Origin of the sequence: Neglectibacter sp. CSJ-5, assembly GCF_032490475.1 — a bacterium.
GTDB classification, from domain to species: Bacteria; Bacillota; Clostridia; order Oscillospirales; family Acutalibacteraceae; genus Hominenteromicrobium; species Hominenteromicrobium mulieris.
Window position 1 is genome coordinate 1 of the sequence record NZ_JAVYJC010000012.1, and the last position, 12,925, is coordinate 12,925.

Here is a 12,925-nt window from a genome sequence, read left to right on the forward strand (position 1 = left end):
TTTACGGTCATGCTGCTGTCCCCTTTGGGTTTCCCCGCCAGGTTAGCCGTTGACCACAGGCCTGAAACCTCACACCTGCCGCTTGCTAAGCGGATTTACTCTGCCCCTTATGGGCGCACTGATGATGTGATTGTGGATGTGCGCCGTATTCATATGCGTAACCACCACGCACTGGTAGCCCTTGAAGTATTTCGCAAACTTCAACCCGATCTCATGCGCTGTATCAAAATCCAGCGGATCGTCCGGGGCGAAGGCTTGGACGATGTGATAATAGCTACGGCCATCTGTTTTGCGGAACTGTTTCTTTACCGCTTCGAATTCATCCTGAGCTGTTTGAGCCATGCAGTTGACACCGGATATGAGACGTTCCACCGTTTTCTCACGGTTTGTAACATAGTCCAGGATACCGCTCAGACTGCGTGAGACAGCAATGAATTTAATGTTTGCCATGCGTTCCGGTACACCTCCGTAAAGGGTTCATAGTTCACCTGCGTGATACGCCCCTGCCGAGCCATGACCGTGAGCTGGTTCAGGTTATTTCCCTGATAGCGCAGCTCCCGCAGGAGCTCATCCATACCTTCAATGACCGTGACCTCACGATCCATAGCCGCCCGGCGCACAAACTCGCTCTCGGTCATATGAGCTGCATCCGCCTTGCGGCGGATGCAGTCCTTTTCCCACCCGGCAACGCGGGCGCGGATAAATTGATTCTTAGCCATGGTGCTCATCACCCTGGCGTGCCGGCATAGTCATCGTCTCGATCTGCTTAGCCAGAGTCTCGTCCCGCACATGCATATAATAGAACTCCAGCATCTTTTCGACTGCAAAGCACTGCTGCCACTCCGCACAGCCAGACAGTGCGGCTTTGCCCTTGCCGGTGAAAAAGTGATCCAACTCTTCACAGGAGACATCCGCGCCGAGTTGATAGAGCATGGCTTCCCGTACATCGCTGAGCATCTCTTCCTTATCGTACTTGTCCATCATAATTTCATAGGGATTATAGGTGTTCTCCGTCATAATCTTTATCTCCTTTAAATTTATTTTTCTTTGTGTTGATAGGGGTGCGGGCTTAGCCCGCCTGCCGAAGGGGTCGGAACGGGGCAATCGCCCCGTTCCGTACCACGAAGGCGAAACTTGTCATTCTCGAAGCGAGAATTTTCGGCGCTGACGCGCACTTCAGCCGCTCTGCGGCGCTTTGCGGAAAAGGCAGTCATCCCGCTTGGTCAAGCATCCATGGCGCATCACCTCCTTCCGTGCAGAACACGCTGCGGTAGGTACTGACATCCGGCACCATGCCTCGCTCCAGCATGATCGCACATTGCAGGGAGCGAAGGCACATTTCCTCATAGACGCTCCGTATCTCGTCGCGGCATCGGCGGGCGAGGGTCTTCTGCTCATCGGTCAAATCACCGCGATGTTCATCGCAGAGAAACAGACGAAGTCCGTCTTCATCAATGGGATCGGCATGATCCTTGTTCCACGCCCACCGGATGTAGCGTACTGTGTCGTGCGTGCGCTGGAGAACCATCATCGGGTCATGGTCTACAATAAAGTTTGCAATCTGCTGCATCATGCGCTTTCCTCCTTCTTTACGTTGCTCCGCTGCTCCAGCTCAGCCAGGCGCTTTTGCACCCGCGCCCGCTCCACACTCTCCTCCGCCCGCTGGAATTGCCGCTGGTAGTTCTGTTCCAACGCCTCCTGAATGGGTCGGATGTTGTAGATAAGGCTGCCGTTGCGCACGCGGCCGTCCTTCGTGATGATGGTGCTGGGTTCGGTACGGATGAGACCTTTTTCCTCCAGACCAGCCACATACTTCCGCACGGTGTTCTCGCTCAGCTGCACCGCCCGACCGATGGTGCGGTAGCTGGGATGGCACTGGTAGGTCCTGCGATCTTCGCAGCGCAGGAGGTAGTTGTAGACGGCGATCTCATGCGAGCTGAGACCGAGGTTGAACACCTCGTTTGGCACGAGGTAGTAATACTTGTTCGGATCTCGCTTAGGCCAGCGCTGGAACATCAGGCATCACCTCCTGTCTGCGCATCGACCCACCGACAGAACTTTTCTTTGGGTACCACGATGCGGCTGCCGATCCGCAGCGCTGGGAAGCCCGTCTCGTGCATGAGCTCATAGGCGCTGGAGATGGACACGCCCAGCACCTGCGCCACCGTGTTCGCGTTGAGGAACAGCGGCAGCTGGTCATAGTTGGTGAATGTGGATTCTTGCATTGGTTTCCTCCTTTATAATTTTTTGTTGAGAGCTGCAAGCAAAAAGCTCCCACTGAAAAAGTGGGAGCAGTATCCGTATTGCAAATTTGGAACCTTATGATAGAATAGAAGCATGAGGAGGTGAGCCGATGCCGCTGGTAAAATACAGGATCTACGAGCTGTCCGCCAGAGCTGTGATCAGCTATGGCAGGCAGCAGGACGGGACATATACCTTCCATCTCAGCGCCGCCGAGACAGAGAAATGCAAATCACTTTCCGCACCTCACGAGCAGGACGATAACGCACTGTTCTATCAGATCATGTGCGTGCTGCACGGCGATGCCTTCACCGGAAGACCCGGTGGGCAGCTGGTGACTGACCTCTCGGACATCATTTTCTATATGGACTTCTCCGGCATCTTCGACCGGAGCGGCGCCAGAAAGAAACACCTGATCCGGCAGGAGAAGGCCAGGGCCCTGTTCCGTCCCGAAGGTGTCAACCTGGACTTTGGCTCCAGGGCACATCGTTACCTCGCCTTTGAGCGTTCGGGCAGCATGAGCCGGCAGGCGCGGCTGGCCTTCATCCGGGAGGATTTTTATGACACGGTGTGCCGCCGCATCATGATGGATATGACCATCGGTGACTGCCAACTCAGCAAGCTCTATGCCTACAACGGCCTGATGCTGTCCAGCGGTATCCGCATTGACGGCATCGGCATTGACCGGCCCCACCGGGTGGTGGTCATCGACAATCCTACGCGCACAGAGCGGAATGTCAGCGTCATCACCGTAGAGGACGACGGAACGCAGAGCAGTACCCGCAAATATCACCGGGTGGAGAAAAAAGAGGACATCGAAATCACCTGCTTCGACGGCGAGGGGCTGATCTCAAAAGAATATGCCCGCGTCGTGGACGAGAAGCTGTGCGGGAAGAAAGTCCACACCTCATTCCAGATCCGTATGCCCTATGTCAAGGGTATGCTGCACGAGGTGGACTTCAAAGACTTCCTGACCCTCTGCGGGACGGACACCATCACCGATCTGTGGGGCATGGAGCATTCCGTCCGGGATGTGGACGTCATCCTCACCAAGAGCATGTTCAAGGGATACGGCTGGCTCACTGCCAGTGGCATGAACTGGGAGGACTACCGGACGGTGTTTCGCAAGTACCGCCATGCGCTGTACATCACCAATGTGAGCAAGGAGAAACCGGAACAGACCACCGAGCTGAACTATCAGTTTCTGACCACCGTTTCCATTCAGGGTGACGAGTTCCGCCCTGCCGATCTACCGGACGGCTGGGACCACAGCCCGGAGACAGACGAGCGAAATTGGCTCACCAAGCAGACGGAACTGGCGTATTACAATTTCTGCGCCGATGAATCGTTTCGGCAGAATTACTTTCTGGAGAAGTTTGAGCGGGTCAGCTGGTGGGAACGACACCAGGGCAAGGACCAGATCCTTGCCGCCGTGCTGAAAAAGAATCCGAGCTTCATCAACGAACCGGTCTATGCCAAGCGACTGGAGGATGAAGCCGATAAAATCGTGGAGCAGTACGCCGTCGGCCGGTTGATCGTAGCGGGAGACAACCGTTATCTTTCCGGTGATCTTCTGGACTTTCTGGCATTTCTGCTCCCGACTGTTCCGCCGCGCAAACGCAGGCAACGGATGTTTTACAGCACCGTCATGACCGACCACTTCCCGGAGAGTTCCTTCTATGCACCCCAGGCGGCCTATGCCCATGACGACGCCTGCACGCTGCTACGCAATCCGCACATTGCCCGCAACGAGGAGCTACAGCTTTCCTTCTACGACGCGAAGGAAGAGAGAAAGCAGATTCGGCATTACTATTTCGGGCACCTGACGGATGTGGTGATGGTGGATTCCAATATGCTGGCTGCGGAGCGGCTGGGCGGCGCTGACTACGACGGCGATATGATCAAGACCATATCTGATCCGATCCTGAATGCCTGCGTCCGCCGCAACTACAACCTCTACCGCTACGAGAAACACAAATCCCTCACCAACACAGAGAACATTCCTCTGCTGATGATCCCTACGGCCCAGCCCCAGATCCGCAGTGCCGACAACTGGGAGGCCCGTTTTGAGACCGTCCGCAGCACCTTCTCCTCCCGCGTCGGTCAGATCTGCAATGCCGCGCTGAATCGCAGCATTATCGCCTACAACGAAAACTCCGACACCGAGGAGCGGGCGCGCTGCCGGGAGGAGACGGAAACATTAGCCATCCTTACCGGGCTGGAGATCGACTCGGCTAAGAGCGGCATCCGCCCCGATCTGGATGAGTACCTGACCCACAAGACCGTCAAGCACAGTGCCTTCCTCAAATATAAGACGCTGGTAGAGGATGCGGAGACCCGGCGCGCCTGGTACGAGCCTACCCATGCGGCCAAGATAAAGGCGTTTTTCAAAAAGGTGGATTGGGACGAGGTGGACTCCAACGTGGAGCGCCTGCCGTATCTGGCACAGCAGCTGAAAAAGAACACGCCGCGCATCAAGGCAAAGCCCACCAAGGACGAAGAAATGTTTTCCTTTGCTGCCCAGCAGCCGGACTGGAGGGAACAGCTGGATTCCGATAAGCTGGCGGCGGTAGCTGCGCTGCTGCATGATTACGATGCCTGCCTCTCCCGCATCCGGGCCTGCCGCGTTCCGTTGAAGGAGAAAAAGCGGAAGAGCGATGTGGAACGCATCCTGTATGCCAGAGGGCAGGAGGATGCATATGATCCCGACGAGCTGTACGCCCTGTTCGGCAGTCTGCCGCCGGAAAGGGTGTCCGCTCTGCTGCACGCCATGAGGGAGCAGGCATGGCACCTCATGGACGGAGATGCACGGGAGCGCTTCCTGCGGGAATGGCTGCCAGAGCCAGAGTTTGAGGATGTTTATGACCTGCTGACCGATTTTCGCTTTGGCGGCTACCGCATCCTGGGAGATATTGTCTGTGATATGGAGGACGAGAACACCGGCAGGGAGAAAAAGCAGCTGTTCCGTGAAAGCGACTCGAAAGCCTTCACTGCCATGATGAGAGCTTTTGCGGACAAGTCCGCTTCCCAGGGCTACCGAGACGCCGTGACGGCCAAGTGCCGGGAGCTGCTGACTGCGATTGTAAGACCGGCTCTGGCCGTGCGCTATGTGGTGGCCCTCGGCAGACGCGACCTGCTGTGGGAGCTGCTGCCGGAGTATATCGAGAAAAATGTTCTGGAGGTGCGGGATGATTAACGAATGGGAAGAATTCTGCGCATATACCGGAACGGTTTCCTATACCGCCAGCAAGAAGAGCGATACGACCTGGCTGGGCCGGTTCACCTTTGCCACGATTTTGGAGTTTGAGGGGATGTCGCGGATTCTAACCGTTCTGGCTCGCGGATACCTGTTCCACGGCAAAGATGGAGCGGTCATTTGGGGTGATCCGCATGACCGGGTCGACCATGCCCGCCGTGCGCTCTGCGCCTGGTGTAGTGTGCCGGAGGACGGAAAGCGTGTGCAGGGCAAGGAGTGGCAGTTCCAGACGGACTTTTCGGAGCTGCATCCAGAGTTCCCGGAGCTGGTGGATGCGGATGGGGTCGGCTGGTTCCTCCGTCATGTGCTTCGCGCGGCGGACTTCATGCTGGCGCACCCGGAAAAGGTGCGCAGCACCTCACTCAAGTATGCGGAGGTCCTTCGCTCGAAGTTTGCCTCCGCATGGCGAAGCAAGGTGATGCAGTATCAGATCCCGATTTTCGCGCCCCAAACCAAGGGTGCCTGGACGCTGCGTTTTGATGATGTCCTTGCCGATGCGCTGGAGCTTGGCCCGCTGCGCAGAGAAGAACCGGAGCTGCCGCACAAGCTGACAGAGAAAGTGAAAGCGGCACTTCCGAAGGAAATTCCAGCCGAAGTTGTCTGTACATTGATCCGCTATTACCTCGCCAACCGGCAGGATGATTGCGAATGGGTCGTCCTGCCAGTGGCAAGCTTTGACGCCTACTTCGGGGACACCAGCTTCAGCAAGAAATATCTGCCCAAGATCCCGGCAGAGGTCGTGGAACGGAGCAATGCCTTCGGCATCAGCCGGTATCGGATCACGGAAGAATATCTGCCATAAGGCACAGACAGCGGGACAAGCCTTTACGGCCTGTCCCGCTGTTTTTCTGTCTGGATTTTTGAAAGTGTTTTCCTTGTCTATGGCGGCGCAGCCGCTGACTTGCTGCCTAAAAAGTCTGATTGCCAATAGAGCTTTGGTCCTATCTGATTGTTATCCGCACTTTTCACCCCATGATTCCAATTTTGTTGCCGTTTTCGTAAATATCCGTACCATCTTCACAGTGGTTGGGGCCCTCATACTCCACCCAGCCGAAACCCGCTACATAAACCTTGTCACCGGGCTGCAGTTCTTTAGAAGGTTGGGACAGAGTCTGCTCTGGTACAGAATTTTTAGCGGGCATCTGCTCCGCAGAAAGCTGGAGTTCAGAATCTGCGGGCGTTTCAATAGACTCTGTCTCTGGTTCAGGACGTTCCTCTTGGAATGCTTCTTGCTGCGGAACCTCGTTTTCCATCTCTGCCAGTGACGCAGAATTCTCTTCTGTTTCGATTTCCACGACGGTCGCTTTCTTGGCGCTCACAGCGGTTTCTACGGCCGGGGCGGGTGTTTCCTCGACCACGTTGCCATGTGGCCACACAGCGGCGCACATGGCGACACCGGCGGAAATCATGGTTGCTATGACGAACTTCTTCATTTCTCATCCTCCCTTGCAGATGCGAAACAAGCCCCCAATCCCATTGCCGTTCGGCAGAAGACTGAGCGCTCATTTTCGTAGTGATTCAGTTCTATGGACAGCTTCCACGCCAGTTCAAATCCGGCGATAAAGCTGTCGATGGAGGTATCCTCCGCAATGCGATCCTTTGCGTCGATGATCTGGAGCACCAGCCGACGCTCCGGTTTGCCCAGCACCTCGCTAAGTGCTTGATGGCATTCCTCAATTTCCTGTTTCTGAGCCTGGAGTTCAGGTGGGATATAAAAGCAGTCATATAGGTCTTTCAGCAGCTTGTATTTCATGCGCTCGCCTCCTTGCAGCACAAACATATACCACAGTTCGACGGAAACAGCTACTGAAACTTTTGAGAAAAATAGCGGCTGAACCGCATAGTTTCAGCCCCTATTGAGGATGCGGGGTATTCGTGGTGACTTGCGAATGATGATAAGCAATATTATGGCGCAACCACTTTCCGCAAGATAGAATCAAACCAACGCGCCGTTGTCCTCTACTTTTTCCACTTCGGACAGTTCTTCCCAATCTCCAAGGTTTCCGCACCTACGAAGATAATCAAGGCCACCGTCCACGGCGCACGAACCGCAGCTGCAAAACTTGAAATCATGGACAGTCTTGCTTTCAATAATGTCTCCACATTTCTTGCATCTGATCGCGTTCCTGATAATTTTCGGCATAGTCATTCCCTCTTTAGCGCGTTTCTGATGTTCCCTTTCCCTCGCCAACAACCTTTTTATAAACACTGCTGATTTTCGGTGTCATCAATTATTTTCCTCGAAGTTCTCAACCTGCTCCATCACCTTTTGAAAAACCTCAGGACTATACTGCGGTGGGTAGCCGTTCTTAACCAGACATACTTTGATATCAAATTTGAGCTGGTCACGGACAATTTGATTGTTAAGCCAATCCGCAAAGGATGATTTTGTATCAATGATCTCCTTTATCTTCCTTGCGAGAGCTTTGCACTTACTGTTTACAATGACTCCGCCAAAGTTCTTATCCTCGCCGTATTCAAAGTTGTATTGATCCCTCAATGACATCAAAATATCATAGAACGCCTTTTCCTCGAAGGTTAAGCCAACTTTTCGGAAACTTTCACGGCTCTCGTTCATTTCCTGCAAAATTCTTAATGCCTGTTCCGTAGCATTGCGAATAATATCTTCCGATGCCTGCTCCTGCGTTTCTCCAGCCTCTTCCGAGGAAAGGCGTTTGCGACGCTCATGGTATTCCGCAATTGTTTTTTCAAGCATCTCTTGAAATTTCTTCGCAGCGACTTGATTTGTTTTGCTGTATTCAATTATTTGCCTACGCAGTGTTTTGATCAGTAGTTCAAGTTTTGAAGCCGGCATTTTTACATCAGACAGTTTTTCTAAGAATTCCGGGCCGAAAATATCTTCTTGTTCACCTTCGTTAAGAACGCTTTCCACCCTGTTGTATCGAAGGGCCTCTTCGACCATTTGGGCAACATGGCGGTTCATTGCCTCGGTGTCGACCTCACTTGTTCCGCTCATTTTGCGGACAAATCCTGCAATTGCCATGAAACACTGGGCCAAGGCAGATTCTTCTTCGCCAAGTTCTCCTGACGGTTGGCAAATATCAAACGCCATGCGCATCCGCTTTACAGTTTTCAGAAAATAGGTTTTGAAAGAAACTGTTTTGACGCTTTTACCGCTGTTGCTCATGCTTTGCATTTCTTGCGTGGAAATAAAAACAAATTCAGCCGCTTTAGAAAGATGGCGATATCGCTCAAATGGGTCTCCATCAGGATTTAAGAAAGGTCTCAAATCAAGACTGGCGAATAAATCCTTCAGCACGGACAATTCCTCTCTGAACACAGCAGTGGCCTGTTCGACATCGTCAGTCGTAGGCGCAACGGATGTATTGCCGCCGTATATCTTCATCGCCGTCCGCATATTGTCGCGAATACCAATGTAGTCAATAATCATGCCGTACTCTTTGCCCGGGTATTTTCTGTTCACTCGGCTGATCGTTTGAATAAGCATGTGCTTTTTTAAGGGTTTGTCGTTGTACATATATGTAAGCGCCGGAACATCAAAGCCAGTAATCCACATATCCACAACGATGGCAATATGAAAATTGGATTTTTCCTGTTTAAATGCTACATCCAGTGCGTCGGAGCGCTTATCATTTTTAACGCCGCCGAGATAGTTATACATTTCTGCCTTATCATTGCTGCCGACACTTGCAACCATAGCCATAAATGGCATGGTCTTCAATTCTTTCAGTTCCTCTTCCGTTGCGGAAACACCGTCAGCAGTTTTCTTCTCAATAAACCATTCCGGGTATTTATCTTGAAATATCTTGAGGAGTTCATAGGCAATGGGTCTTGAGGAACAAACAATCATCGCTTTCTGCACTCTGTCGGGGTCCATCGCACAAGCTGCAACATAGTGGTCGTGGATATCTACCGCCAGCCGCTTCAAGCGGGAAGGCTCACCGAGGATAACTTCCATAGAGCTCATTGCCTTCTTGCTGGTTTCAATATCTTCTTCCGTTGCACCATCATCGGCACAGGTCTTGTAGTATGCTTCGATTTGCTTGACCTTCTCATCATCCAAAAGCACTTTCGCGATTCTCGGATGGTACTTGATAGACACAGTAAGGCCATCAGCTACGGCTTGATCCATGGTATATCGGTCGATTTCATTGCCGAAAGTCTGATATGTTTCCGCTATAGGCGTACCTGTGAAACCCACAAAGGTTGCCTGTGGGAACGCTTCCTTCAGGACCTTTGCATAAGGCTTGGACACCATCGCTTTCATATTTTCATCGGCATCTTTGCTAAACTGAATCTTCTTGGAATGTTCAAGCTGGGTCCTGTGCGCCTCGTCGGAGAAGCAAATAATATTTGCCCGGTCATTGATCAGCCCGATTTTGTCGTCTTCTCGGTCACAGAATTTCTGTATGGTACAGATGTAAAAACCGCCGCTTTCTCGGACACCTAATTCTTCACGAAGCTTCTTTCGGCTGGGAACAACGCTAACTTCTCCGAGATTCAGAAATTCTTTACTCTTCGTAAATAACTTTGCACCCTGCTTTTGAAGTTCCTCTCTATCTACGATCATGATGATGGTCGGAGATCCAATCTCAGGGCAGCGAAGGGATAGCTGGCGGGCAAGAAACGCCATGGTGTAGGTTTTGCCGCAGCCGGTGGCTCCAAAATATGTACCGCCTTTACCGCTTTTTTCTTCTACCGATTTTACAATACTTTGCTTCAATCGCCTTGCGGCGAAAAACTGCGGATACCGGCAAACGATTTCACGCTCGTCGCTGTCGTAAATGCTATCTTGGAAATAAATGTAATCGCGAAAGATTTCAAGGAATCTCTCAGGTGCGTAAACACCCTTTACCATATTTTCAGTTTCCTCAAAAGGCAGCGTTGATACCTCGTCACCGTCGTTTACTCTGCGCCACGCGTAAAAATGCTCATAGGGTGTGCGAACGGTACCAAGCCGGGTCTTCACACCATCCGAAATGCAGGCCAACGGACAATAATGCAGCAGATGCGGAATATCCCGCCAGTAGCGAATATTGATCTGCTCCCACGCATCATAGATGGTGGCATTGGCATCCGCCGGGTTTTTAAGTTCTATCACACAGAGCGGAAGCCCATTGACAAACAGAAGCACGTCCGGCCTACGGGTTTGTTTTTGTCCGTTATTGACATACTCCACAGTAAACTGGTTGACACAGCGGAAAATGTTGTTTCCGGGATTTTCATAATCAATCAGAGCCACCATTCGCGGTGTCCCGCTCTGCGGTGTAAATTGAACACCATCTATCATCCAGCCATAGACCTTGTGCAGCGTTGCAAAATCGTTCTCCGCGCCAACAAGGCGCACAGAATCTATGATGCTGCGAATTTCGTCCGGCAGTAAGTCCGGGTTGGTTCCAGTCAAAAACCTCTCCAAATCATTGGAATACAGCACATCCTTCCGGGTCTGCCGGTTGATTTTGTTTCCCTGCAAATACTGCCATCCCTCTCTTTCCAAGAAGGCAATAAAGGCATATTCATATTCAGATTCGCAAAAATGTCCGTTGTATTCCTTTAATTTAGACATGATTTGTCCTCCAATGTACCTATGTCCGTTAAGACAATTTTCTCTTTATCTCCTCAAGATTTTTAATAAACCAATCGTATTGCAACTGTTGTATTCTGTCACCAACATCGCCAGACCTATCTGCCTTAATGAATTCAAGCAGTTGTACTATGCTCTCCCTATCATTAGCCAAAAAGCTCTTTATATTGCCGATCCTGTACATTCCTACAAACACTCCGCGAATCTGCTGCTTTTGCTCTGCGGTACTGTTTCTAAACATTTCTGATAACCGTTTCATGTCAAATTGCGCAGCAAAAGATTCTTGTGTATGGAATTTTCCTTCATTAGTGATTGCATAGTCGTAGAAATCTTTGCTTTGTTCAGGTTGATAGTCAAAGTTTGGGATTATCTTATCCCCCTTCTTTAACGATCTTGCCATTTCTTTGCGCAACGATTCATATTCCTCTTTTTGTTTTGTGGTACAATCCGCACCTATAATCGTTCTAAATATTTGCTCAAGTTCAAGTTTGTTTCCTTGTCCCTCTAAATTAGCAACAAGGCGTCTTTTAATTGTATCAATATCGCAGCCAAGGATACCCTTGATTATAATCGCATAAACCGCAATGGTTCCGTACTGGTAGAACGATATGTCTTCAGGGACTTTTAATCGCCGTTCAATATTATTTATCGCATCTAATACATCACTATCCGTTCGAACATAATAAGTCTGCAATGTGATAATGTCGTTATCGTTATTTGAACGGTTTTTGTCGTACAAAACAAGCTCTGAATATGCTTGATAAGCACCTTCGATATCCTCAAACTCCGTGATTTGCCTCATTATATAGTCATAGCAGAATTTGAACAGTGGAGCTTTTTCATGCCCGAGCACAGCAGAAAAATACTTTTCGTTTCCCCATGCGTGGGAGTTTCCATTTTTCTGCTTGAGTACAAAGGATAAAATACCGATGAATACAGCTTGAACAAAATTCTCATCAGAGAGATATTTTTCGTCAAGGCTGCTGAAAATATCGCTTGTCTTTTGGCAAGCAAAAATGAAAGAGCGAAGATTATAGCTCTGGCAATGCGACATGATGTCTAAAATATCTTTAATACTCTCGACGGTGGAGAACTTATTCAATGTTTCATTATCAAACATTTGGACAATTTCTCGAATCGCTGTTTGGTAATCCTCCTTGAACTCTATTGTATCGCTTATAGTTTTTTCTTTTAATCTCAGATAGTCTTCTGATAACCGACATTGAACGATTTCCCCCTTGTTTTCAAAAGGCACGTCAAAGGCTTCATGTAGTCTCTTTTCTTCCTCGATTTCCTCCTTTTTTCGACGCCCAATAACCTTGTTTCCCAATTCGTATTTAATAATCTCTTCCTCATTTGCGACAAGAAGAACCTTGACCCCATCTTGCTCAACAAGATTATTCACATATCCGAGTACCTCAAGGATATCAATGCCAGAACGCTCCAAATCTTCAAGGACAACCAGCTTCCCTGTTAAATTCACAGACGCATATAATCGTTTCAAAGATCTTTCGCTAACTGACAAATCAACCCCAAAAGCCCCGGCAATTCCTTTAATAATCGTTTCGCCTGCGAACGTTACGGTAGTTGACTTTTCCGATGCAGCGGTTAAGAATTTCATCCGCGTTCCGAGATATATGCTTTTGCTGATCTCGGCTGTATCCTTTAATCCATACAGCGACACAATAACGCATGAATGTCCCCCGTTTTCTTTTTTCTCAAGAAACGGTTTGAGTTCATTTTGTATATAATAACTTTTACCTGTACCCCAAGGGCCGGTAAGCATAATGGCACTTTTGGTTTTATCCTCCGTCAGATAGTGTAGGATATATTGGTTTAATTCTTGATAGGTCATTATGCAA

General features: G+C 50.3%; 13 protein-coding genes. 2 read left to right on the top strand and 11 right to left on the bottom strand.

Annotated elements, in window-relative coordinates:
• Window positions 1–69: 69 nt before the first annotated feature.
• The 6 genes from R2K26_RS14850 to R2K26_RS14875 form a co-directional block, all read right to left on the bottom strand.
• Window positions 70–450: a relaxase/mobilization nuclease domain-containing protein gene (locus R2K26_RS14850; protein WP_316523329.1), complete on the bottom strand. Its 381-nt coding sequence runs from the start codon at window positions 448–450 to the stop codon at window positions 70–72.
• Window positions 411–719, bottom strand: coding sequence for a plasmid mobilization protein (locus R2K26_RS14855; RefSeq protein WP_136890900.1), 309 nt, complete (start codon window positions 717–719; stop codon window positions 411–413). The genes R2K26_RS14850 and R2K26_RS14855 overlap by 40 nt, the downstream gene beginning before the upstream one ends.
• On the bottom strand, window positions 712–1,017 hold the full coding sequence (locus R2K26_RS14860) for a hypothetical protein (RefSeq protein WP_316523330.1): 306 nt from the start codon (window positions 1,015–1,017) through the stop codon (window positions 712–714). The genes R2K26_RS14855 and R2K26_RS14860 overlap by 8 nt, the downstream gene beginning before the upstream one ends.
• Window positions 1,018–1,210: 193 nt before the next feature.
• Window positions 1,211–1,573 carry a hypothetical protein gene (locus R2K26_RS14865; protein WP_316523331.1) on the bottom strand — a complete coding sequence of 121 codons (363 nt, stop codon included), beginning with the start codon at window positions 1,571–1,573 and terminating at the stop codon, window positions 1,211–1,213.
• The gene (locus tag R2K26_RS14870) at window positions 1,570–2,016 is read right to left on the bottom strand and encodes a helix-turn-helix domain-containing protein (RefSeq protein ID WP_316523332.1); all 447 of its coding nucleotides are present in this window, start codon (window positions 2,014–2,016) and stop codon (window positions 1,570–1,572) included. The genes R2K26_RS14865 and R2K26_RS14870 overlap by 4 nt, the downstream gene beginning before the upstream one ends.
• The gene (locus R2K26_RS14875) at window positions 2,016–2,225 is read right to left on the bottom strand and encodes a helix-turn-helix domain-containing protein (protein ID WP_316523333.1); all 210 of its coding nucleotides are present in this window, start codon (window positions 2,223–2,225) and stop codon (window positions 2,016–2,018) included. Before R2K26_RS14875 ends, R2K26_RS14870 begins: the two co-directional genes overlap by 1 nt.
• Before the next feature lie 128 nt (window positions 2,226–2,353).
• Between R2K26_RS14875 and R2K26_RS14880 the strand changes: the two genes are divergently transcribed.
• Window positions 2,354–5,437 carry an RNA dependent RNA polymerase gene (locus tag R2K26_RS14880; protein WP_316523334.1) on the top strand — a complete coding sequence of 1,028 codons (3,084 nt, stop codon included), beginning with the start codon at window positions 2,354–2,356 and terminating at the stop codon, window positions 5,435–5,437.
• A 115-nt stretch (window positions 5,438–5,552) separates the two neighbouring features.
• Entirely contained in the window at window positions 5,553–6,299 is a 747-nt protein-coding gene (locus R2K26_RS14885; protein ID WP_316523335.1) for a hypothetical protein, read from the top strand.
• A 163-nt stretch (window positions 6,300–6,462) separates the two neighbouring features.
• Here R2K26_RS14885 and R2K26_RS14890 read toward each other — a convergent pair whose 3' ends face one another.
• The 5 genes from R2K26_RS14890 to R2K26_RS14910 form a co-directional block, all read right to left on the bottom strand.
• Window positions 6,463–6,930 carry a DUF6550 family protein gene (locus tag R2K26_RS14890; protein ID WP_316523336.1) on the bottom strand — a complete coding sequence of 156 codons (468 nt, stop codon included), beginning with the start codon at window positions 6,928–6,930 and terminating at the stop codon, window positions 6,463–6,465.
• Window positions 6,927–7,250: a DUF6809 family protein gene (locus R2K26_RS14895; RefSeq protein WP_316523337.1), complete on the bottom strand. Its 324-nt coding sequence runs from the start codon at window positions 7,248–7,250 to the stop codon at window positions 6,927–6,929. The genes R2K26_RS14890 and R2K26_RS14895 overlap by 4 nt, the downstream gene beginning before the upstream one ends.
• 183 nt (window positions 7,251–7,433) lie before the next feature.
• Window positions 7,434–7,640, bottom strand: a complete 207-nt coding sequence (locus R2K26_RS14900) for a hypothetical protein (protein ID WP_316523338.1) — start codon at window positions 7,638–7,640, stop codon at window positions 7,434–7,436.
• 84 nt (window positions 7,641–7,724) lie between these two features.
• A complete protein-coding gene (locus R2K26_RS14905) occupies window positions 7,725–11,045 on the bottom strand; it encodes an HsdR family type I site-specific deoxyribonuclease (protein WP_316523339.1) in 3,321 nt (1,106 codons plus the stop codon).
• Between the two features lie 28 nt (window positions 11,046–11,073).
• Window positions 11,074–12,918, bottom strand: coding sequence for a P-loop NTPase fold protein (locus R2K26_RS14910; protein ID WP_316523340.1), 1,845 nt, complete (start codon window positions 12,916–12,918; stop codon window positions 11,074–11,076).
• Window positions 12,919–12,925: the final 7 nt, after the last annotated feature.

Bases quoted from the DNA above. Each gene is read 5' to 3' on its own strand.
- R2K26_RS14850 (WP_316523329.1), bottom strand. From the start codon at position 450: ATGGCAAACATTAAATTCATTGCTGTCTCACGCAGTCTGAGCGGTATC.
- R2K26_RS14855 (WP_136890900.1), bottom strand. From the start codon at position 719: ATGGCTAAGAATCAATTTATCCGCGCCCGCGTTGCCGGGTGGGAAAAG.
- R2K26_RS14860 (WP_316523330.1), bottom strand. From the start codon at position 1,017: ATGACGGAGAACACCTATAATCCCTATGAAATTATGATGGACAAGTAC.
- R2K26_RS14865 (WP_316523331.1), bottom strand. From the start codon at position 1,573: ATGATGCAGCAGATTGCAAACTTTATTGTAGACCATGACCCGATGATG.
- R2K26_RS14870 (WP_316523332.1), bottom strand. From the start codon at position 2,016: ATGTTCCAGCGCTGGCCTAAGCGAGATCCGAACAAGTATTACTACCTC.
- R2K26_RS14875 (WP_316523333.1), bottom strand. From the start codon at position 2,225: ATGCAAGAATCCACATTCACCAACTATGACCAGCTGCCGCTGTTCCTC.
- R2K26_RS14880 (WP_316523334.1), top strand. From the start codon at position 2,354: ATGCCGCTGGTAAAATACAGGATCTACGAGCTGTCCGCCAGAGCTGTG.
- R2K26_RS14885 (WP_316523335.1), top strand. From the start codon at position 5,553: ATGTCGCGGATTCTAACCGTTCTGGCTCGCGGATACCTGTTCCACGGC.
- R2K26_RS14890 (WP_316523336.1), bottom strand. From the start codon at position 6,930: ATGAAGAAGTTCGTCATAGCAACCATGATTTCCGCCGGTGTCGCCATG.
- R2K26_RS14895 (WP_316523337.1), bottom strand. From the start codon at position 7,250: ATGAAATACAAGCTGCTGAAAGACCTATATGACTGCTTTTATATCCCA.
- R2K26_RS14900 (WP_316523338.1), bottom strand. From the start codon at position 7,640: ATGCCGAAAATTATCAGGAACGCGATCAGATGCAAGAAATGTGGAGAC.
- R2K26_RS14905 (WP_316523339.1), bottom strand. From the start codon at position 11,045: ATGTCTAAATTAAAGGAATACAACGGACATTTTTGCGAATCTGAATAT.
- R2K26_RS14910 (WP_316523340.1), bottom strand. From the start codon at position 12,918: ATGACCTATCAAGAATTAAACCAATATATCCTACACTATCTGACGGAG.